Annotated in this window: 19 protein-coding genes; 16 read left to right on the forward strand and 3 right to left on the reverse strand. The window is 64.1% G+C overall.

All coding sequences use genetic code 11. The annotated features are described in order from the left end of the window. Positions 1-85: 85 nt before the first annotated feature. Positions 86-1,459 (reverse strand): penicillin-binding protein 2, encoded by a 1,374-nt coding sequence (locus VKT51_04550; protein HLJ83422.1) that lies wholly within the window; start codon positions 1,457-1,459, stop codon positions 86-88. A 140-nt stretch (positions 1,460-1,599) separates the two neighbouring features. Between VKT51_04550 and pknB the strand changes: the two genes are divergently transcribed. The 7 genes from pknB to queA all read left to right on the forward strand — a co-directional run bounded on the left by pknB (position 1,600) and on the right by queA (position 8,811). Then, positions 1,600-3,681, forward strand: a complete 2,082-nt coding sequence (gene pknB / locus VKT51_04555; GenBank protein HLJ83423.1) for a Stk1 family PASTA domain-containing Ser/Thr kinase — start codon at positions 1,600-1,602, stop codon at positions 3,679-3,681. 1 nt (position 3,682) lies between these two features. Then, positions 3,683-4,279: a hypothetical protein gene (locus tag VKT51_04560; protein ID HLJ83424.1), complete on the forward strand. Its 597-nt coding sequence runs from the start codon at positions 3,683-3,685 to the stop codon at positions 4,277-4,279. Then, positions 4,276-4,779: a crossover junction endodeoxyribonuclease RuvC gene (gene ruvC, locus VKT51_04565; protein HLJ83425.1), complete on the forward strand. Its 504-nt coding sequence runs from the start codon at positions 4,276-4,278 to the stop codon at positions 4,777-4,779. Before VKT51_04560 ends, ruvC begins: the two co-directional genes overlap by 4 nt. Then, on the forward strand, positions 4,779-5,417 hold the full coding sequence (gene ruvA / locus VKT51_04570) for a Holliday junction branch migration protein RuvA (GenBank protein HLJ83426.1): 639 nt from the start codon (positions 4,779-4,781) through the stop codon (positions 5,415-5,417). Before ruvC ends, ruvA begins: the two co-directional genes overlap by 1 nt. Positions 5,418-5,483: 66 nt before the next feature. After that, a complete protein-coding gene (ruvB, locus tag VKT51_04575) occupies positions 5,484-6,542 on the forward strand; it encodes a Holliday junction branch migration DNA helicase RuvB (protein ID HLJ83427.1) in 1,059 nt (352 codons plus the stop codon). Between the two features lie 38 nt (positions 6,543-6,580). Next, complete coding sequence (locus tag VKT51_04580) at positions 6,581-7,747, forward strand: SpoIID/LytB domain-containing protein (protein ID HLJ83428.1); 1,167 nt, start codon at positions 6,581-6,583, stop codon at positions 7,745-7,747. Continuing rightward, positions 7,744-8,811: a tRNA preQ1(34) S-adenosylmethionine ribosyltransferase-isomerase QueA gene (gene queA, locus VKT51_04585; GenBank protein ID HLJ83429.1), complete on the forward strand. Its 1,068-nt coding sequence runs from the start codon at positions 7,744-7,746 to the stop codon at positions 8,809-8,811. The genes VKT51_04580 and queA overlap by 4 nt, the downstream gene beginning before the upstream one ends. Here queA and VKT51_04590 read toward each other — a convergent pair. Beyond that, positions 8,801-10,510 (reverse strand): NFACT RNA binding domain-containing protein, encoded by a 1,710-nt coding sequence (locus VKT51_04590; protein HLJ83430.1) that lies wholly within the window; start codon positions 10,508-10,510, stop codon positions 8,801-8,803. The two genes, queA and VKT51_04590, sit on opposite strands and share 11 nt — an antisense overlap. Positions 10,511-10,563: 53 nt before the next feature. On the opposite strand from VKT51_04590, the gene gmk reads away from it, so the two are divergent. The 7 genes from gmk to VKT51_04625 are packed head-to-tail and all read left to right on the forward strand — an operon-like array spanning position 10,564 to position 17,205. Then, a complete protein-coding gene (gmk, locus tag VKT51_04595) occupies positions 10,564-11,142 on the forward strand; it encodes a guanylate kinase (GenBank protein HLJ83431.1) in 579 nt (192 codons plus the stop codon). A 2-nt stretch (positions 11,143-11,144) separates the two neighbouring features. Beyond that, positions 11,145-12,977, forward strand: a complete 1,833-nt coding sequence (gene glmS, locus VKT51_04600) for a glutamine--fructose-6-phosphate transaminase (isomerizing) (protein HLJ83432.1) — start codon at positions 11,145-11,147, stop codon at positions 12,975-12,977. Between the two features lies 1 nt (position 12,978). Then, entirely contained in the window at positions 12,979-13,767 is a 789-nt protein-coding gene (rph, locus tag VKT51_04605) for a ribonuclease PH (GenBank protein ID HLJ83433.1), read from the forward strand. After that, positions 13,764-14,105: a hypothetical protein gene (locus VKT51_04610; GenBank protein HLJ83434.1), complete on the forward strand. Its 342-nt coding sequence runs from the start codon at positions 13,764-13,766 to the stop codon at positions 14,103-14,105. The genes rph and VKT51_04610 overlap by 4 nt, the downstream gene beginning before the upstream one ends. Next, on the forward strand, positions 14,102-14,884 hold the full coding sequence (locus tag VKT51_04615; GenBank protein ID HLJ83435.1) for an ABC transporter permease: 783 nt from the start codon (positions 14,102-14,104) through the stop codon (positions 14,882-14,884). The genes VKT51_04610 and VKT51_04615 overlap by 4 nt, the downstream gene beginning before the upstream one ends. Next, positions 14,884-15,690 carry an ATP-binding cassette domain-containing protein gene (locus VKT51_04620; GenBank protein HLJ83436.1) on the forward strand — a complete coding sequence of 269 codons (807 nt, stop codon included), beginning with the start codon at positions 14,884-14,886 and terminating at the stop codon, positions 15,688-15,690. The genes VKT51_04615 and VKT51_04620 overlap by 1 nt, the downstream gene beginning before the upstream one ends. Positions 15,691-15,708: 18 nt before the next feature. Further along, the gene (locus VKT51_04625) at positions 15,709-17,205 is read left to right on the forward strand and encodes an MlaD family protein (GenBank protein ID HLJ83437.1); all 1,497 of its coding nucleotides are present in this window, start codon (positions 15,709-15,711) and stop codon (positions 17,203-17,205) included. Positions 17,206-17,214: 9 nt separating this feature from the next. Here VKT51_04625 and VKT51_04630 read toward each other — a convergent pair whose 3' ends face one another. After that, complete coding sequence (locus VKT51_04630) at positions 17,215-19,452, reverse strand: hypothetical protein (GenBank protein HLJ83438.1); 2,238 nt, start codon at positions 19,450-19,452, stop codon at positions 17,215-17,217. Positions 19,453-19,626: 174 nt separating this feature from the next. On the opposite strand from VKT51_04630, the gene VKT51_04635 reads away from it, so the two are divergent. Continuing rightward, positions 19,627-20,010 (forward strand): BlaI/MecI/CopY family transcriptional regulator, encoded by a 384-nt coding sequence (locus tag VKT51_04635; GenBank protein HLJ83439.1) that lies wholly within the window; start codon positions 19,627-19,629, stop codon positions 20,008-20,010. Then, the gene (locus tag VKT51_04640; protein HLJ83440.1) at positions 20,010-21,362 is read left to right on the forward strand and encodes a M56 family metallopeptidase; all 1,353 of its coding nucleotides are present in this window, start codon (positions 20,010-20,012) and stop codon (positions 21,360-21,362) included. The genes VKT51_04635 and VKT51_04640 overlap by 1 nt, the downstream gene beginning before the upstream one ends. Positions 21,363-21,371 lie beyond the last annotated feature (9 nt).

A 21,371-nucleotide genomic window follows, 5' to 3' on the forward strand; every position in this document is an offset into this window, starting at 1 on the left:
CTCTACACGTCATACTTGATTCTCCCATCGCGCTGTGAAGCGAGTGCAGTCATACGCCGAGGAGGGCTGCCGCACATTCATCGCGCTATCGCGGATACAAGGGAAGCGAGCCCTGCAGAATTGCGCGCGCGATCGGCGCCGCAACGGCGCCGCCGTACCCCGCGTCCTCGATGATCACCGCCACGACCAGCCGCGGGGCTGAAGCGGGAGCAAAGCAGACAAACCAAGCGTCGGGCGGCGCACCATTGTGGGTCCCGGTGCCCGTCTTGCCGGCGACGGTGACGCCGGGAATGGCCGCAGCTGTGCCCGTGCCGTACGTGACGACTGCGATCATCATATCGCGGACGGATATCGCGGTATCCGCCGTCACCGCGCGGCCCCACTGCGCGGGAGGTACCCGCAGCGTCGGGCGGCCGGGCATGCGGATCTCTTTGACCAGGTTCGGCCGCATCATCGAACCGCGGTTGGCGATCGCCGCAGCCACAAGCGCCATCCGCAAGGGCGTGACGGTCAGGCCGCCCTGTCCAAAGGCCATCTGGGCGAGCTCCGAGTCGGAAATCGAGGCTTCAGGCGGAACGACATCTCGAGTCATCGGGACCGCCATCCCGGTCACGTCACCCACGTGAAAGCGCTGTAGGTAATAGTAGAAATTATCCGCGCCAAGCTTCACGCCGATCTGTGCGAAATCGACGTTGCTCGACAATGCGAACGCGCCGGTGACGTTTTGCGTGCCCGTGACTTCGTTCTGGTCGTTGTGCACGCGATAAGGGCCGATCTGGAAATAGCCGGGGTCGGAGAACGAATCGCTCGCGTCCACCGCGCCGTGATCGAGCGCGGCGCTCACCGTGACGATTTTGAACGTCGAACCCGGCGGATACAGTCCGTCGAGGGCGCGGTTGAGCAACGGAGCGTCCGATCGAGAGCGCAAACTGGCGAAGGCCTTGTCGATCTCATTCGGATCGAAGGTCGGCCGGTCGACCATCGCGAGGATGGCCCCGGTTCGAGGATCGAGGACGATCGCCGCGCCGCGGACGCCCTGCGGCATCGCCTCATCCGCCACCGCCGAGATGTCGCGCCGCAGCGTTAAGACGACGCTGCCGGCGGGCGATACGGCGACATCGGTGCGCCCAAACGAGCCGAGAACGTTTCGCGGTTCCTGCCCGGTCGGCGCGATCACGGGATCGAACGCCGCCTCGAGACCAGCTTCACCGTAAACGAGCGACGAGTAGCCGACGATTTGGGCGAGCGCGCTGCCGGCCGGGTAGACGCGCTTGCCGCCGCGCGACAGCGCTAGCGGCTGCCCGGTCGCATCGAGCAGCTCACCGCGCTGGGCGATATCGCGCGCGTGCCGCGGGTCGCCGGGATGCGTGGAAATGCTATCGCGCTCCGCGACCTGTACACGCGCCTCCTGCGCGGCGAGCAGTGCGAAGAGGAGCGCGAAGACCGCGGCAACGTTCAACAATCTGCGGCGCACTCCGGACGAAGTTGAAGCCGGTCGTCATCGCTTCCTGTAATCGATGGCGGACCATAAAGGTCCGCCCAACAAAAGGGCTCGGCCCAGGCAGCCGCGCGCGCCCCGTCGAACGGGCGATTCCGGGCATGATCTACAACAATCGGTACCGGGTCGATGCGGTCATCGGCGAAGGCGGCATGGCGGTCGTACATCGAGGTTACGATCTCTTGCTGCGGCGTCAAGTCGCGATAAAAGTGCTCCGTCCGCAATTCGCGGCGGACGACGAATTCGTGCAACGCTTCTACCAGGAAGCGCAGGCCGCCGCAAGACTCAGCCATCCCAAGATAGTCAACACGTATGACGTCGGTGAGAACGACGGCACGAACTATATCGTGCAGGAATACGTCGCCGGGGAAACCCTCGCCGAGCTGATCGCGCGCCAGGGAAGAATTCCTCAGACCGCCGCAGTCCGCTACGCGCAGCAGATCTGCCGAGCGCTCGCGGCAGCACATCGGGCCGATCTGCTGCATCGCGACATCAAGCCGTCCAACATTCTCGTCACGCCGGACGACGATGTGCGCGTTGCCGATTTCGGATTGGCGGGCGCTGCCGAGACTCGCGGCTCCGGCGCCGACGCGATCATGGGATCCGTTCCATATTGCGCGCCGGAAGTGCTGGCCGGCGACGCCGTGACCGAAGCGGCCGACTTATACAGCGTAGGCGTCGTGCTGTACGAGATGCTCACCGGCAACAAACCCTATGTCGGCGCGTCGCCGCAAGAAGTCGCAGCCCAGCAGTTGCGTGGACCGCAAGATCTCGACTTTCCGGACGATGTCTCACCGGCGTTGCGCGCGATGATCTTGAAACTGCTCGACCCATCTCCGAAAGAACGGTATCGCACGGCCGGCGAATGTTTGAGCGCGCTGCGCCGCGTGGCCCGCGGTGACGGCACCGCAGAGGATGATGAACCGGGACCCGATAGTCCGACCGCACTGCTGAGACGCCGCGCCGCGGCACGCAGGGCCGCTGCTGCCGCCGACGACGCCGCTCCCGCGCGTTGGAGCGGCCGCCGCCTTGCGCTCTTCGCATGCGGCGTCCTCGCAGTGGTCTTGATCGTCGCCGTCCTTTCCGCGGCATGGCGTTCGGGAGCGCAAGGGCTCCGCATGCCCGACGTCAGCGGAAAATCGGTGGTCGATGCGGTGGACGCGCTGCACCAATCGGGCGTCGACGACGTTGCCATCAAGCAGCAGCACGACCCGAAGACCGAGAGCGGATTGGTCGACGGCACCGATCCGGCGGCGGGCACCGCGCTGCAGCGCGGACAGAAGGTCACGCTCCTCGTGAGCGCCGGACCGCTCAGCGCGAAGGTTCCGGTCGTCACCGGAAAAGATGTGAAGACCGCGACTGCCGCACTCGCATCTGCCGGTTTTTCCGTCGTGGTCGGCACGCCGGTGCATTCCGACAACGTACCGGCCGGCAACATCGCGAAGACGAATCCGGCCGGCGGCGAACCGGCCGCCCAATCCGACGTCGTCGTGATCTTCCCGAGCTCGGGGCCGCAGACCATCAGCGTCCCCAACGTGGTGGCGCTGACCGATGACGTCGCGCGAACCATCCTCGCGAAAGCCGGTCTCACGCTCTCGATCAGCCAGGTCGTCGCGAGCGACAACATTCCCGCGCACGCGATCATCGATCAGGACCCAAGCGGCGGCACGCCGGCCAAACCGCATTCGGTCGTCACCGTCCGCATAAGCGGCGGGCCAAATGCCATCACGGTTCCGGACGTCGTAGGAGGCACGCTCGACGACGCGCGCCGCTCGCTTGCGCAAGCCGGCCTTTCGGTCGGCACGGTCGCAGATGCAATGGATTCCGGCACGACGCCGGGCACCGTCATCAGCCAGAACCCGGCGGCAAACACGCCGACCGCGCAAGGCGCCACGATCGACCTTGTCGTGGCCGTCGCAGTCATCGGCGGCCCGAGCGCGCAGCCAGGCGCGACGCCGTCAGCGGCGCCAAGCGCTGCACCGCAACCCGTACCGAATGTCGTCGGCATGACGCTCGACGCCGCACGAGCCGCGCTGCAAGCCGCCGGTTACGTGGTTCAGAACGTCACGGTGCAGCCCGGCAGTCCGCCGGACGCAAAAGTGATCGCCACGGATCCGCAAGCGGGCGCGACGCCGGCGGCCGGGTCAAACACGGTCACGATCACCCTCGGCCCGGGCAACTGACGTGTGGGAAGCACTCACCGCTATCGGCTCGATCTTGTCGGCCATCGTCATCGCGGTAACGGTCGTGATGGCCGCGCGCCAGGTTAAGATCACGACGGATCAGTTGGAGCAGACACGGCGAGCGACGCAATTCGAGGCTGTGCGCAGCGTCCTGCTCGAGATGGTCGATCCGAAATTCGTAGACGCCTACCGGTTCGTCATCCAAGAGCTCTCTGAGCGCTTGGAAGACGAGACATTCTACAGAGAAGTCGGGCAGATCGGCGTCGCCGACGACCGCGTGCACAAAGAGCTGTACATTTTGCGGTCGCTCGACAGAATCGGTACGTACGTCAAGTACGGCCTTGTCGACGGGCCGGTGATCTACGACAGTTACGCGCCGCGAATCATTTTGAGTTGGGAGCTGCTCGCGGAAGTCGTCGCAATTCATCGCAGGATTGCGAGCGTGCGTCTTTATCGAGCTGCAGAGTACTTGTATGGCGATAGCAAGCGCTGGGCAGAGTCGAATGAAGCCGGATCCGACGTCGTCGGGTCGGTTAAGAGGATGGCAGAGTTCGCTGCCGGGGCGTCAAGGTCGACCGCCCCAGGCGAATTATCGTGAGAATCCTCGGCGTCGATCCGAGCCTCTATGTCACGGGCTACGGAGTCATAGAAACGAACGGCGGCATCCTGCGGCTTCTGGAGGCGGGCGTGCTCGCGCCTGAAAGAGGTCAGACGCTCTCCGAACGGCTCGCCGACCTCCAGCGCGGCATTCTTGAGATCGTCACATCGTTCAAACCGGATGCTATGGTCGTCGAGCAAGTCTTCTCGCGCGGCGCATTTCCAAGGACCGCGCTTCTCATGGCGCATGCGCGCGGCGCGCTGGTCTGCTCGGCCGGACTCTGCGCGCTTCCGGTCTTCGACTACGCCGCGACGCATGTGAAAAAGGCGCTCGTGGGCCGAGGCGCAGCGACAAAAGAACAGGTCGCGGCGATGGTCGTGCATGCGCTCCGCCTAAAGAGCACTCCGTCTCCCGAAGACGTCACCGATGCTTTAGCGCTCGCGATCGCGCACTCGCGGCGCTGCGCGGCCGATCTCGCCCGGGGCGCCGCGGCTCGCTGATGTTCTCGCGAATCGAGGGCGCATTGCGTGAACGGCGCGCGAATGCCGTACTCGTAGAGACCGGCGGCCTCTGCTATGAGATCATGCTGCCCGGCTGCGTTGCCGATAAGATCGCCGGAGTGGCGCCGGGAGACCCGCTCGCCCTCGAAGTGTTTCCGTACATGCAGATCGACGGCAATCGCGGCACGCCCATCTACATCGGCTTTACGAATCCCGTCGAACGCGAATTCTTCGAAGCACTGCTGACGGTCGCGAGCATCGGCCCAAAGACCGCAGCAAAAGCTTTCTCCCGGCCGATGGCGGAGATCGCTCGATCGATCGACGACGGCGACCACGCGAGCCTGCGCGCGCTGCCCGGCATCGGCGCGCAAAAGGCGAAGGACATCATCGCCAAACTGCAGGGCAAAGTCTCGCGCTTTGGGCTCATTCGCGGCGAAGACCAGGGCAAGGGCAAGAATCAGCAGCCCCAACCTGATTTCGTCACCGAAGCGATCGACGTGCTCCTCCAATTGCAGTACCGGCGGCCCGAGGCCGCGGCGATGGCAAGTGAAGCCCTTGCGGCAAACGACGGCATCAAGAACGCCGAGGATCTCTTGACCGAGATCTATCGCCGGCGGTCGCGCGAGCCGGAGCATTGAACGAAAACGACCATACTGAGCGACGCAAGGCAGGCGCGCGGGCGACTGCGACAAAACGTGTCGTGCATGCCGCGTAAACCGACGATGCGAGGAGATGAGAGCGCCGCGCCTGCGACGCGCAGCGTCGCTGCTCCCGAGGAGACGGTCGAAGAGCAGATCATCGCGGTCACGCTTCGTCCGGCGGGCTTCGATCGGTACGTCGGTCAGAAGCCGGTCGTGGAGAACCTCAAGATCTCGATAGAGGCGGCGAAGCGGCGCGGCGAGCCGCTCGAGCACGTCCTCGTCCACGGGCCGCCGGGCCTCGGAAAGACCACGCTCGCCAATATCATCGCGCGCGACATGGGCGCGACGTTTCACCAGGTATCTGGCCCCACGCTGGAGCGGCCGGGCGATCTGGTCGGAATACTCACGAATCTCCAGGCGGGCGACGTGCTCTTCATCGACGAGATCCACCGGCTGCCTCGAGTCGTCGAAGAATTTCTCTATCCGGCGATGGAAGACTTCGCGATTGATTTCATGGTGGACAAAGGCGCGTACGCCAAGACCATCAAGATTTCTCTCAAGCGGTTCACGCTTGTCGGGGCGACGACGCGCGCGGGCATGCTCTCCGCGCCGCTGCGCGATCGCTTCGGCATCGTGCACCATCTCGAATACTACACGCCGGACGAGCTCTGCGAAATCGTCACGCACTCGGCCTCGGTGCTCGGCGTCGCACTCGAACCCGGCGGTGCGCGCGAAATCGCCGCCCGCGCGCGAGGGACGCCGCGGGTCGCGAATCGACTCTTGCGGCGGCTGCGCGACTACGCGGAAGTCAAAGCGAACGGCGTCATCGATCTGGACGTCGCCAAAGCCGCTCTCGAGCTCGAGCGCATCGACCTGCTCGGACTCGACGCGCTTGACCGCGCATTCCTGAACGCCTTGATCGGGCAGTACAACGGCGGCCCGGTCGGCATCGGAGCGCTAGCCGCGAGCTTGAACGAAGAAGAGGCGACGCTCATCGACGTCGTCGAGCCATATCTCATGCAAATCGGCTTTTTGCAGCGCACGGCTGCTGGAAGACGCGCCACTCCCTCCGCCCGCGCGCACGCAGGCGAACGGTCGGCGGACCCGCCTCGACTATTGTGACGCGCATTCACAGAAGCAAAGCACACAGTTGGGTTCGCATGGCTGCCGTCGCGGCGGCCGCGGTCGTCCTATTCGCGCCCGACAACGCCCTCGCGGGTGATACGGTGCGCATCGCATTGGTGCGGCATGTGACAAGCGCCGTGCTCGCGTCGGAAGCAGGTCTGACCGTTCGACCGACGAGCGACGTCGATCCGGCTCGTTCTGTCGTGCTTCCCGACGTCGCGACTGTGCTGGATGTCCGCGCCGAAAGCGGAAGGCTGGTCATCGCGAACTCGATCGAAGTCGGGACGAAGGTGCTCATCGCATCGCCCTTCGGCTTGCCGATCGACGTCAACGGCGCACCCTACCGCGGAAGCATCGTCGTACAGCTCGATCCCGATGGCGCTCTGACGGTCGTCGATTTCGTCGATCTCGAGCAGTACCTATACGGCGTTGTGGGAAGCGAGATGCCGGCTTCCTGGCCCACAGCAGCGCTCGAAGCTCAAGCGATCGTGGCGCGCACGTACGCGGTCGGACGTCTCGGTATCCGCGACGACGTCGGATACGATCTCGTCGCCGGCGATCAGGATCAAGCGTATGGCGGCGTCGACTCGGAATCGCCTTCGACGATTCTCGCGGCGGATGCTACGCGCGGTGAAATTCTCGTCTACGGTGGCCAGATCGTGCACACGTATTATTCCGCCGACGACGGCGGCTTCACCGCGGACGGTTCGGCGCTTTCCGATCCGCAGCCGTATCTCAAAGCGAAGCCGGATCCTTACGCGCTCGGCTCGCCCGACAACGAGTGGTCGGCGACGATTCCGGCCGCGGACCTCGCCCAATCCGTCGACGCGTACTATACAAACGTAGGCGACGTGACAGGCATCGAGTCCGGCCCGACGGACGAATCCGGGAGGCTCGAATCAATATCGATTTTCGGCACGTTGGGTTCTGCAACGCTGAGCGGATTCGATTTCCGGCGGCTTGCCGGGCGCAGGACGGTGCGAAGCACGAGGATCTCTGCGGTCGCACTCGAGGGTTCGCGCATCAGAGTTTCGGGTTCCGGCTTCGGCCACGGCGTGGGGCTGTCGCAATGGGGCGCGCGCAGCATGGCGGCATCGGGCATCGACTGCCTCGGTATCTTGCGATTCTATTACAGCGGAACGGCGCTCACGACGATCGCGGATGGGCCCGCGTATGCCGCACCACCCGTGCTTGGACCGTGAGCGATGCTCGTGATGTCGAGGAACGAACTTATCGCGTCGAATCTTACGATTACGCGTTACCGACTGAGCTCATAGCGCAACGTCCGACCCCGGTTCGCACGGCGTCGCGGTTGCTCGTCCTACCTGCCGCCGGCCCCATCGCGCACAGGGGGTTCGCGGACCTGGCTGACTTACTGCGCGCTGGAGATGTGGTCGTCGCCAACGATACGCGCGTGCTGCGCGCGCGTATCCCGGCCAAACGTGCCCGGGGCGGAGCGGCCGAAGTGCTCCTGCTCGGACCCGACAGCATTCCTGGGCGATGGGAAGCGCTCGTCCGGCCCGGGCGCAGGATAAGACCCGGTGATACGCTTTCACTCGGCGAGGGCGCCAGCATCCATATCGAAGACCGGACGCCGGATGGCGGCCGAATCGTCCGCTTCCACGGCGTGACGGCCGACGAGGCGATGGATCGTTACGGCAGCATGCCGCTTCCTCCATATATAACAGAAGCACCGCAAGACGCGGATGAGCGGTATCAGACCGTCTATGCCCGGCTGCCGGGGTCGGCAGCCGCACCCACTGCCGGTCTCCATTTCACGACAGAACTTATCGAACGCCTGAAGAACTCGGATATCCATTGGACGACGCTCACGCTGGACGTGGGCACCGCGACGTTTCGGCCGGTCACCGCTGCGGACGTGCGCGAGCATAGGATGCATCTCGAGCGATTTGCGATACCGGCGGACACTGCAGCCGCGGTCGCTGCGGCCAAACGCGAGGGCAGGCGCGTCATCGCGGTCGGCACGACGGCACTTCGTGCGCTTGAGGCCGCCGCGGGTGAGGACGGCACGGTCGCATCCGGCCCCGGCGCGACCGATCTCTTCATCTACCATCCGTTTCGGTTCCGGGTTGTCGACGCGCTCATCACGAACTTCCACCTGCCCCGATCGACGCTGCTTATGCTCGTGTGCGCGTTCGCCGGGCGTGAGCGCGCCATCGCGGCGTATGAAGAAGCTGTGCGGCTCGGCTACCGGTTCTTCTCGTTCGGCGACGCGATGTTCGTCGAGCGCCGGACTACCGGGTAGGCGCGACGAGCACCGTCTGGAAATCCGTGTACCAGACCATGCCCGTCCTGCCTTTGCCTTGCTTGCGGACGTGCTTGCGGCGAGTGTAATCCACTTCCACTTTTCCCGATTCCGCTGCCCGGCTGCTGCCTGCGGCGAGTCCGGCCGCGGCCAGAATCTCTTCGTGCGTCGGCTGCGTTCTGCCGCCGGGAAGACGCAGGATCACATGGGCGCCGGGAATGCCGCGGGCGTGGAACCAGAAATCGTCCTTGGCCCCTACCGAAAACGTCACGCGCTCGTTGTCCTTCGGCGAGCGTCCGACGTGCGCGACCGCGCCGTTCCCCAAGTCGATCACGCGCTCGCGCCGCCCGGGCGCGCTGCCGCTCGCCTTTGCGCGACGCTGCGGAGAGAGCGACTCCGCGATCTCCGTGAGGACCGAAAGATCGCTCTGGCCGGCGCTTTCTACCCGGTTGATCTCCCACAACAGATGTTCCCAGAGCGATCGGTTCGCCGCGAGCGTTCGCAAACGCTCGGCAACAGCGGGCAGCCCGCTGCGTGCTTTCTTGAAGCGCTTGAAATACGACTGTGCATTGCGCTTCGCGTCGAGCAGCGGATCCAATCGGACGACGAGGCCCTCCGGCGTCGTGAATTGCGCGACACCAGATGGTATCGCGGCGAGGTTTGCATAGATGGCATCGCCCGCCGCTTTGAGATGCTCGGCGTCGGCCGCTGCCTCTTGACGGGCGCGAAGACGCGCTGTTTCCTCGGCGCAGCGCGCGAGCAGCGTGTCGATGCGTTTGCGCAGACCGTTCGCGAGCGGCAAAACGCGCGCCCGGCCTGACCGGCTCATCTGTTCTGCGCACAGTTCGTTCAGTGTCGCGCGTGTCTGAAGCGCGCCCGGCGCCCAGGAAAGCGGCACGCAGTGATAGGTCTCCGCGCCGAGCGTTTCCGATCGAACGTAGGCGAAAATAGGCGCGGCGATATCGGCGGACGCCGCCTCCACTTCGGCGCGCAACTGCGCCCATGCCGCAGTCAGGCGAAACGGAAGATCGTGTTCCGACTCGGCTGCGAGTGCTCGCTCGATGACTTCACGCGCGAGCGGCGGCGAGCACGCAGGATCCAGAGCGTACAACCTGCGCGCCAGCGCCCGCGTATCATCGGCTGCGATCGGCCTTTCTTCTTCGAAGGTCGCGTCGAGCGCTTTTCTCCGCGGCGGCGGCGGCACGTACGGCTTACCCGCGATGACATCGCGCGCACCTTCGCGCGCGCCTTCCACGGTCTTCGCCGCTGCGAGGACGGTGTGCTGTTCTTCCCCGATCGGACGAAGGATCAGCGCGTTCGCTTTGCGCGGCTCCAATTCGAACACCAATCGATGCCGGGCAGGCACGCCGAACGCGGAGCGAGAAACCAGTTCCACGTTGATGATGCGGTCGTGCGGAACGGCGCGGACAGCCTCGATGGTAGCATTGCGCAGCAGCGCGGCTACACCGGCAGCCCAGCCGCCCACGCCGCTTTCGTATTCTTCGGGCGTACGCTCGAGCGCGGCAAGCATTGGACTCTCTGCATGCAGCGTCGCGACGAGCGTGATCGGGCCGGCGCGCCTATGAAGTATCAGAGCCAGCCCATTTGGTCCGCCGCGCAACCCTTGAACACGAGCTCCGCGCAAGCGGTCGTCGAGTTCCAGCGCGAGACGGGCGACGAGCCAGACATCGAGCGTCATGGGAGAGGAGAAGCAGCGTTCTGAACGCCCTGTTCCGTCGCGATTCCGTCCTGTTGGTCGTCTCCGGCCCATCCGGCGCGGGCAAGGATAGCCTCGTCGACGAGCTGCGGCGCATCGAACCCGACCTTGCGTATTCCGTCTCGGCGACCACCAGGCCCGCGCGCGAAGGAGAGCGCGAGGGTGTCCACTATTTCTTCATCTCGCGGCCCACGTTCGAGCAGATGGATGCGGACGGCGCCTTCATAGAAACGCGCGAATATGCGAACAATCTCTACGGCACGCCGAAACAATTTATCACGGAAGCGCTCGCACGAGGCCGCGACATCGTGATGAAACCGGAAGTGAACGGCGCTCTAGCCATCAAACGCGCATTTCCGCACGCGGTCCTCGTGTTCCTCACCGCGCCGTCGGAACAGGAACTTGCGAGGAGGCTTGAGCGGCGCCGGACGGAAGGCGCCGATGCGATATCGAAGCGGTTGGAGATAGCGCGAGAAGAGGCACGGCACATCGGCGCCTACGAGTACCTCATCGTGAACGACTCGCTTCCCACGGCGCTCGCCAAGCTGCATGCCGTGCTCGGAGCGGAGCGGCTCAAAACGTCTCGGCTGCATGAAAAGAACGGGAGCGACTGAAGATGTGCGGCATCGTCGGGTACATCGGAGAGCGTGACGTGGTCGGCGTCCTCTTGGACGGACTGCGTCGCCTCGAGTATCGCGGTTACGATTCCGCCGGCGTTGCGCTCGTCGATGGAGACAAGATCGTCGGCTGCAAGCGCGTGGGCAAGCTCGGCCGGCTCGAGGAGGCGTTGGGTGTCGAACCGCTGCACGGCAGCATCGGCATCGGTCACACGCGTTGGGCAACGCATGGCCGGCCCTCCGATACCAACGCGCACCCGCACATGGATTGCACCGGCACCATCGCGGTGATCCATAACGGCATCATCGAGAATTTCGCGAGCCTGCGCGCCGATCTCGTCGCCGAAGGGCACACGTTCGTCAGCGAGACCGATACCGAAGTGCTGGCGCACCTGCTTGAAGAGGAACTGCGCGATCACGATCTTGTCGGCGCCGTGCGCCGGACCATCGCCGTCGTCAAAGGCGCCTATGCGCTCGGTGTCCTTTCGAGCGATCATCCGGATCAGATCGTCTTCGCGCGCAACGGCGCGTCGCCGCTCATCGTCGGTCTCGGCGACAACGAGATATTCGTCGCGTCGGATATCCCGGCGATTCTCCACTACACGCGCCGGCAACTCGTCATCCAAGAAGGCGAAGTGGTCGTGGTGACACGCGACGGCGCGAGCATCTCGACGTTTGACGGCGAGAATGTCGAGCGCGAAATCACCCACGTCGCTTGGGACGTCCGGGCGGCGGAAAAGGGCGGCTTCAAACACTTCATGCTGAAGGAGATCTACGAGCAGCCGAAGGTCGTGAAGGATACGCTCGCCGGGCGGATCGACGATGAGGGGCTCGTCCGAATCCCAGACCTCGGGATCTCCGACGAGGCGCTCCTCAAGATCAAGAAGATCACGATGTTCGCGTGCGGCACCGCATACCACGCCGCGGCGTACGGGATGTACTTGATCCGTCAGCTCGCGAAACTGCCCGTGGAATTGGAACTCGCGTCGGAATTCCGCTATGCCGAACCGGTGGTCGAGCGTGACAGCCTCGCGATCGCGGTGTCGCAGAGCGGAGAGACTGCCGACACGCTCGAGGCGGTACGCATCGCGCGTGCCGGCGGAGCCGCCGTGCTCGGCGTCTGCAATCGCGTCGGGTCGTCGCTTTCGAGAAGCGCGAACGGCGTGCTCTACACGCACGCCGGCCCCGAGATCGGCGTCGCCGCGACGAAGACGTTCACCGCGCAGTGCGTCGCGATGGCGCTCTTCGCGCTGCATCTGGCTCGCTTGCGCAAGACCGTCGATGTGCCGCAGCTGGCTGAGATCGGCAACGCCCTGCGAGAACTGCCGGCGCTCGTCGACCAGGCGCTCAACGTCAACGAAGACGTGCTTCCGGTGGCGCGGCGCTACGCAAAGGCGCAGACCGTGCTCTTCCTCGGCCGCCACGTCAATTTTCCGATCGCCCTCGAGGGGGCGCTCAAACTCAAGGAGATCTCCTACATCCACGCCGAGGGCTACGCCGCGGGCGAAATGAAACACGGACCGATCGCACTGCTCGATGAGAACGTGCCATGCGTCGTCATCGTCACGCGCGGCCCCGTGCAGGAGAAAGTCTTGAGCAATATGGCCGAAGCGAAAGCACGGGAGAGCCGGGTGATCGCCGTCGCCAACGCGGACGACAGCGCGGTGCTGGAGACCGCGGATATCGTGCTCACGGTGCCGCAGACGCATCACCTCGTCGCGCCGATCATCAACGTCATTCCGCTTCAATTGCTCGCGTACCACATCGCCGATCGCAAAGGCTGCGACGTTGATCAACCGCGCAATCTCGCAAAGACCGTCACGGTCGAATGAGATGACCTCGGCTAGCCCTAGCGCCCGGAACAGCGGCCGCCGCGACGACGAGCTGCGGCCGGTCGTGATCGAGACAGACTACTTACGGTTCGCGTCGGGCTCAGCACTCGTGTCGTTCGGCGACACCAAAGTTCTCTGCGCCGCCGCGTTTGAAGATCGGGTCCCGCCGTTCCTCAAAGGCAAAGGTGTCGGCTGGGTGACGGCCGAGTACGCCATGATGCCGCAGAGCACCGCCGAACGCACCGCACGCGAGTCGACCAAAGGGAAAGTCGGCGGACGGACGCACGAGATCCAGCGGCTCATCGGAAGAAGTCTGAGATCGGTCGTCGACACGCGAGCGCTGGGCGAGCGCACCATCACGATCGATTGCGACGTCATCCAGGCGGACGGCGGCACGCGGACCGCTTCGGTCACGGGCGCGTTCGTCGCGCTCTGTCTCGCGCTTGGGAAAGCCCGCGAATCGCGCATTTTGACCGGCTGGCCGCTCGTCGATTGGCTCGCAGCGGTATCGGTAGGGGTCGTGGATGGGCGCCCGGTCCTCGACTTGGACTACGAGGAGGATTCCCGGGCTCAAACCGATATGAACGTCGTCATGACCGGGGCCGGACACTACGTCGAAGTGCAGGGCACGGCAGAAGACCGTCCTTTCACGAAGCCGGATCTTGATCGCATGCTCGCGCTCGCCGCAAGCGGCATCACGTCGCTCATCGAGGCGCAGCGCGGCGCGCTCGCTCCGCACGCCATTCCGGTTTTCGGCGCTCGCGCGGCGCGGACCGGCGCCGGCGGATGAACAGCGCCGTGGAAGCGGCGGCCACCGAATCCGTCGTGGCGCTCGTGGACGAATTTCACATCACCGATCGCGCATTGCTGCGCGCGCGCGATCGCGTCCGCACGTCGTCGGACGATGCCTCGATGGCCGAATTCAAACGTCAGGCTCGACGATATTTCGAGACCGTTGAACGCGAGGCAGCCGCGCACATCGCGCATGTCGACCGAACGCTCGACGAGCTCTACCAGCGACAGTACAATGCGCAAGCGGAACGAAGCGTCGCAGCGCGGCGGCTGGAGCGGACGCGCGCGGTGCTGTCCGCGTTGGCCAGTCTCGCTTCCGAACAGACGGGCCCGTGAGCAGCGAAGCGCCCGCCCAGCCGCTGCCCGGGATAGGCGGAATCAGCCGCTTCCTTTCATATGCCGGCGGGCTGACGATGCTCCTCGGCGATGCGGCGCGCTATATCGTCTCCATGCGCTTTCGATTCACCGAGGTCATTCACCAGGCATACTTTTTGGGTGTGGAGTCGGCGCCGATCATCGTCCTCACATCGGCGTTCACGGGCATGGTGATCTCGCTTGAAGCGGCGGCTCAAGCGGTGGCATACGGATTCGCGACGCTTATCGGCGGAAGCGTCGCATTCGGCGAACTTCGCGAACTCGGCCCGATCCTCACAGGCATCGTCTTCGCCGGGCGCGCGGGCGCCGCGGTCACCGCACAACTCGGATCGATGGTGGTGACCGAACAAGTCGAAGCGCTGCAATCAATGGGTGTTAGTCCGGCGAAAGTTCTCGTGGCTCCACGTCTGTTGGCGTGCGTTCTCACGGTCCCGATGCTCACGATCTTCGCCGATATCGTCGGCGTCACGGCGGGATTTCTGATGGCGCAGATCCAGGTTCACTTGCCCGGCGCCATCTATTGGAGATCCGTGCAGCAGACCGTCATCATGAGCGATTTCACGAAGGGTCTCTTCAAGGCGGCCGTGTTCGGTCTCATCGTGGGTCTCGTGGCCTGTTACGAAGGTCTGCGTGCGCGCGGCGGCGCCGAAGGCGTCGGCAAAGTCACGACGCACGCGGTCGTGACCTCGATCATCCTGATCTTCGCGTTTAACTTCTTGCTGTCGTTCTTGATATTCTGATGCTCGACGAACACGTCGCCGGTCATCGCGATGTCCAACCGGAACGGCCGCCGGACGATGTCGCGATCCGGCTGCAGTGCGTCGAACTGCGCTACGGGCCGAAGATCGTGCTTTCGGATTGCAGCATGGATTGCCGGCGCGGTGAGATCACCTGCGTGATCGGGCTCTCCGGCGCGGGCAAATCCACGATTCTCCGGGTGATCAACGGACTTCGCCACGCATCTCGGGGCCATGTCTTCGTCAACGGTGAGGAGACGACGGATCTCCCCGATAGAGATCTCAATGAGATCCGCAAGAAGATGGGATTCGGGTTTCAGTATTCCGCTCTCTTCGACTCGCTCACGGTCGGCGAAAACGTGGCGTACCCGCTGTGGGAACACACGTCGTTGAATCCAGCACAGATCCGCGAACGCGTGGAGAAGACCCTCGAAACGCTCGGCCTGGAGGGGGTAGACAAGCGCATGCCTTCCGAACTGTCGGGCGGCATGCAGAAGCGTGTGGGCTTTGCGCGCGCCGTGGTCAACGATCCGGAGATCATCCTGTTCGACGAGCCCACCACGGGGCTCGACCCCATCATGACCCATGTCATAACGGAGACGATTCAGAACATTCAGAAGCGATTGAAGGCGACGTGCGTGGTCGTCTCGCACGACATGCCATCGGTCTACCGGCTCGCGGACAATATCGCGATGCTCTTCGAGGGGACGATCATCGAAAACGGCCCGGTCCAGCAGATCAAAGCCTCGCGCAATCCCATCGTGCAGCAGTTCTTGGAAGGCAGCGAAGATGGCCCGATTCCGCTTTAGCTCCGGAGGACGGTAGTAGTGTCCAGTCAGGTCAAGGTTGGGCTTTTCACGCTTTTCGCGCTGGCGGGCATCGTGGCGGTCTACTACATGCTCTCGAACTTCCAGCATACAGGTTATCAGATGGCGGTCCATTTTCAGAACACCAACGGCCTGCAGATCGGATCCGCCGTACAGCTTGCCGGCGTCGACGTAGGCGCCGTCACGGATATCCAGTTGCTGCCGGATCAAACGGCGGCTGTGATCTGCAACGTCAACGATAAGAACACCATCTATCGCGAATCGCAGTTCGTCATCACGACGACGCTCACCGGGCAGTCGTCGGTGCAGATCTATCCGCCGAAGAACCTTGCCGATGCAACTCCTCTGCCGCACCGGATCCTTCCCGAAGAGCAGATGCCAAACGGAACCCTCCCGCCGTCGCTCGCCGACCTCGCGAGCGCCGGACAGGCGAGGCTCAAAGAACTCGACGTGACGCTCGCGGTCGTCAATCGCGAACTGCCGCGGATCGTTCGGACGTTCAACGAACTTGCGCTGCACAGCGATGCCCTCGTCATCCATACCGACGCCACGCTGCAGCAGCTGGCCGGAGAGCTGAACGCGACCATCGCCCAGGTCGATCAAGTGATCGCGGTAGGCGGTCAGAACCTCGTCGGTGTCTCGCAGGATGTGCGCGGACTTGTCGCCTCAAATCGCACCCAGCTCAATGAGATGATCCGCAACCTCGCGGCGACCTCTGCGAGCGCGCAGCAGAGCATGAAGGCGCTGGCGGAGATCACGTCCGATCCGTCGCTGAAGAAGAGCCTGCTTTCCACCGCGGCGAACGTCGCCGACGCGACGGCCCAGCTCAAGGCGATCGCCGGCGATATCCACAGCATCACGGGCGATCCGAGGGTTCAGTCGAATCTGAGGGGCGCCGTTGGAAATCTCGCCACGGCTATCGCCCGCGCCGACGATTTGCTCGGCAATTTCTCCGCCGCACAACCTGGAGGAGAAGGGCCGCCTCGCCAAGGCCTTCCCGCTCCGCTCGGCTCGCCGGGGCCGAACGCGTCGCCGGGTCCGAACGGACCGGCGTTGCCGCCGCAACTCATGCGGCGCCGCGGCGGCGGCTTCGTGTTGGCGACGGCGCAGGTGCGCGAGACGTGGAGCAACGCCGGCGGCGGCCCCGCGAGCGACGTCGCGATCACCCTCCTGCCGCGTCTGCCGATGCACGCGACGATCGGCGCGGACGATCTCGGCTATTCGACCAAGTACGACCTTTTGATCGATTCGGCGAGGTCCTCCGGCCTGACCTTATCCGGCGGCATCCTCTACTCGACGCTCGGCTTCAAAGCAGTCGTCGATCCGAACGGACTATTGGGCATCGATGCGCGTGTGTACGACCCGAAGCACCCGAAATTCGATCTCTACGGTCAAGTCCGTTTGAGCCAGCGCCTGCAGCTCTTCTACGGTGAACGGAACATCTTCTTCGGGAACGGTACGCGCACGCCGTCGTTCGGGCTCCAGGTGAAGACCTAGCGACTACCCTTACGTACCCGCGCCGCCGCCGATCCGTAAGACGTATTTGACGATGAGCCTGTCGAGCGTCACCCCGGCCGCCGGGGTGCCGTAGTTCACGAATAGTTCGCTGCCTGTCTGAAATCGCTCGTGAAAGCCGACCGCGAGGTTCACGCCTGGCGCGGCGAACCCGCCTACGCCGCCGATGTCGCGCAGCGCGATCGAGACATTCGTGTTCGGGCCGAACGATTCTCCGATGCCGATACGCCGAAGTTGTTGCGTCAGGACTTGCCCGTCCGGAAATCGTTCGGTGTTGCCGTCGTATTCGAGCTGCAGATTGAATCGCTGACTCAGCGGTCGCGACGTGCTCGACGTGAATTGGTGAAGAAAGAACGTCGTCGGCGCCGTCGTGAATAGCGCGCCCGCGTTCCCGAATGGGCCGCCGCTGTACGAGATGTCGATAGGCGCAGGCGTGCCGTCGCGATACCCGACGTTGATGGACGTAGAGTCGAACGGCAGCGTGGTGCCGCCGGAGTACAGCGGGTATGGCAACTGATAGAAGCGGAAGCCGCTCGTCTGCTGGGTGACGCCGAAGGAGAAGAGATCCGCCAGCGTCACGTTCACGTTGCCGAACGCGTCGTTCTCGTGGACGTCGCCATTTCGCGCTAGAAACCGGTCTGCACCGAAGAAGCCGTTGATGTTCTTGACCGCGCCGCCGGGATTTGCGACGAAATCGATGATACCGGTCGGGCCGCGCAGATCCGGAGATGTGGTGAATCCATCTGCCGGCGCATAGAACGGATTGGTATCTTGATAACCCGCGAGCCACTCGAACGACGGCTTGTGGACATCCACAAACCCCTCGAGTTGATGCCCGATGCCCGGTCCGATGGCGAACTGGCTCGAGGGGGCGAGGCGATCCTCAAAAGCGTCGTCAAAAGCGTAGACGAAGCCCGTCGCGTTGTCACGGCCTTTGAAGCCGGCTTCCAGCGTCGTGTCGTTGCCCGGAAAAAGCTGACCGGGTAGGAAGTGATTCGCAAGCACGCCGTCCATCCACCACGACAGGGTTCGGTCGGGCAACGCGTGCTGAAGCCCAAACGCCGTATCGTCAAAAACGCTGCCGTCGAGATTCGAACCGCGTGCTTCCAAAAGTCCGATGGCGTTCAGCCCTTGGGTGCCCTCGATCTTGAAGCCGCGGTCGAACGGTCCGAAGTTCGGCGTGTAGAAGGTCTGGTTTCCGGAAAGGAGTGCGGCTTGCGCCTGATCCGGATTGAAATACTGCGCGCCTTGAGCGAAGAAGGGCCGATATTCCGTGAGGTTGCGGCGGAATTCTTGCGGTGAGATCGTCTGCTGATCGACTTCGACGTTCGAGAAATCCGGATCGAGAGTCCCGACCGCGGCGATCGTGTTGGTCATGGGGTAGGTGAAATCAACCCCGTAGTTGCGGACGCTCTGTTGCGCGAAAACACCGCTCGCCTGCTGGAACTGCAGCCGATCCTTACCGATGCTCTCAAGTCCGTACAGTTCGACGCGCGGCTGCGGCCGCGCCGCTGTGGTCTTGATGGTCAGCCCGGTCAGCGTCGGCCAGAACCGCGCATCGGTGAATGCGGGGTAATTCGGCGGTTGGCCGTCAGCCATCAATCCGTCGTAAGCCCACGTGTAGTGTTCCCCGACGGCGGCGACGCCGCGCACGAACGAAAGGCGCCACGCGTGCCCGCCGCCGGCCCGCAGCACCTTGAAAGGTATGACCATGACGGCGGACCACGTCGAACCCGATACGGTTGCAGCTGCCTGCCACGGCGGATCGAAGCGCGTGGATTCGCTCGACTGCTGGTTGCGAACGCCTCTCGGCGATGTCTCGAAATAGTAGACTTGGCTGCTGTCGCCTGACGGATCGAGGCCGATGCCGACGAAATCATCTTGGCCGAAGCCGACTCCGTTCGTCGTCTGTTCGGCGTGGATCTCGACGCCCGGCTGCTCGCAGCGAAACCCGACATACAGATTCTGCGCATCGTACAAAACGTAGGCTGTGGTTACGAGGGGCGCCTGCCGGCGGGTCGTGAGGTCGAAAAAGTCGGTGGCGGTGAGCGCTTTCTGCCACGCCGGATCGCTGAGCGAGGGGTCGAGCGGTCTCGAGGGGGTTCCTTGGACCGCGGTGGTCGAGACGCCGGCGTTCACCGACGCGGCCGCCGGAACGGCGAACACCGAGAGCGCCGCGGCGATTGCGGCGGCGATAAAGGCACTCCGCACCGTACGGCTGGCGATCATGCGAGTAAGAAACGACTCCTGTAGAATTAGTTGCTCGAGCCGACCATTCGAACCCCGGCCCGAGTTCCCCCTGCGGCGGCGACATGCGCAGAAGAAGGAGCGGGCGGCGGACGCAGGACCTAGGCGGCACGGTCGTCAATACTAATTTGTTAGTTTGTAGCACGGAGGCCGGCGATGGCGCGCAAAAAATCGGGCACGCTCACTGAGGCGGAGGTTCGCCTCATGGACATATTGTGGGAGAAGGGCGAAGCGACGGTCGGCGACGTCGTCGACGCGCTGCCGGTGCGACAGACGCTCGCCTACAACACCGTTCTCACGACGATGCGTATCTTGGAGCAGAAGGGATACGTCAAGCATCACGAGTCCGGTCGCGCTTTTGTCTACTCGCCGATCGTCGACCGCTCCGCGGCGCAGCGCAGCGCAGTCAAGCAGCTCGTCTCGCGCTTTTTCCAGAACTCACCCGGTCTGCTCGCACTCAACGTGCTGGAGAATGAGAAGCTCGACGCGGTGGAGGTTGACCGCCTAAAGCGGCTCATCAAAGCTAGCGAGGCGCGCTGATGATCGGGCCGAGTCTCGCGGTCGCCGAGGCGATCGCAAGGCAAAGCGCGGTTTCACTGCTGGCCGGCATCGTCTACGCTTTGCCGGTCGCCTTATTCGCGTGGGGCGCCGTGAGACTGTTGCCGCGAGCCAACGCAGCGACCCGCTACGGCATCTGGTCGGCCGCTCTTATCGCCATCGCGCTGTTGGATCCGCTTCCCGGCCACCGCTTCTCCTTATTCGCAATGGCGACGGCGATGCCCGCGGCTCCATCCGCGACGACAGCGTTGTTTTCGGTGCCGGCCGATTGGGCGCTCGCGCTCTTTGTGGTTTGGTATGCGCTGGCAACGGTGTTTATCGTCCGGTTGATCATCGGACACATGAAACTGCAGCGGATAAAGGACCGGGCGACGCCTCTTCCGGTGCGCTACCAGATGAAGCTCACCGCATGGCTTAGCGGGGCTGAAAAACGACGCATACCACGCCTGCTCGTTTCGCAAGATATCGAAACGCCGCTCGCGATCGGTCTGCTCCACCCAGCGATCGTGATGCCGGAACATCTCATCGGAGAGCTGAGCGACGACGAGATCGATCAGATCTGTCTTCACGAACTCGCGCACCTGCAGCGCGGTGATGACTGGACGAACCTCGCGCAAAAGGCCGCTGAAGCGCTGCTTTTCTTCAGTCCAGCCGTGCACCTCATCGCCCGCGAGATGAGCGTCGAGCGTGAAATCGCATGCGACGACTGGGTGGTTGCCGTGACCGGTCGCGCGCGGCCTTACGCGACGTGTCTCGCGCGGCTCGCCGAGATCGCATCGCTGAAGCGTCCGCTCCATCTGCCATCGCTCGGAGCCTTTGTCACCCGGAAGCAGATCTTCATTCGCGTCGAGCGCCTGCTGCATCGTGCGCACTTCGTGCCTCCTGGGATCGCGGTCGGTGCCAGTTGGGCTGCCTGCGCGGTTCTGCTCGCGGTGCTGGCGGGAGAAGCGCAACTCGCACCGATCGTTGCGGTCGCGCCGCAAGCGCTCGCTGCTGCGGCACCTTCGGCGACAGCAACGCACGCCTCGACCGAGACGGCGTTCGCTCCGCCGGCGCTCAAACAGCGGCACGAATCCGCGAAACCGGGCCATTTGGTCAACTACGCCTGCCTCTTGTTCCGCGCTCGTGCGCACCGAATCGCGCACGCGACGACGCACAGCGTCGTGGGTTCGATCAGAGCGCATTCGAAGGCGGTCACGTCGACGCTAGCCGACGCCCTCGCGCACTTGCAAGCGGCGAACGCCGCCGGAGTAACCTCAGGCGGCGCTATCGGACGGAATGCCCGCGCGCTGCGCGCCCGCGGTTTAGACGGGGCGTCAGCGCACGTGAACTAAGGGTCGCTT

The sequence above is a fragment of the Candidatus Eremiobacteraceae bacterium genome (genome assembly GCA_035295225.1).
In the GTDB taxonomy this organism is placed as follows: Bacteria; Vulcanimicrobiota; Vulcanimicrobiia; order Eremiobacterales; family Eremiobacteraceae; genus JABCYQ01.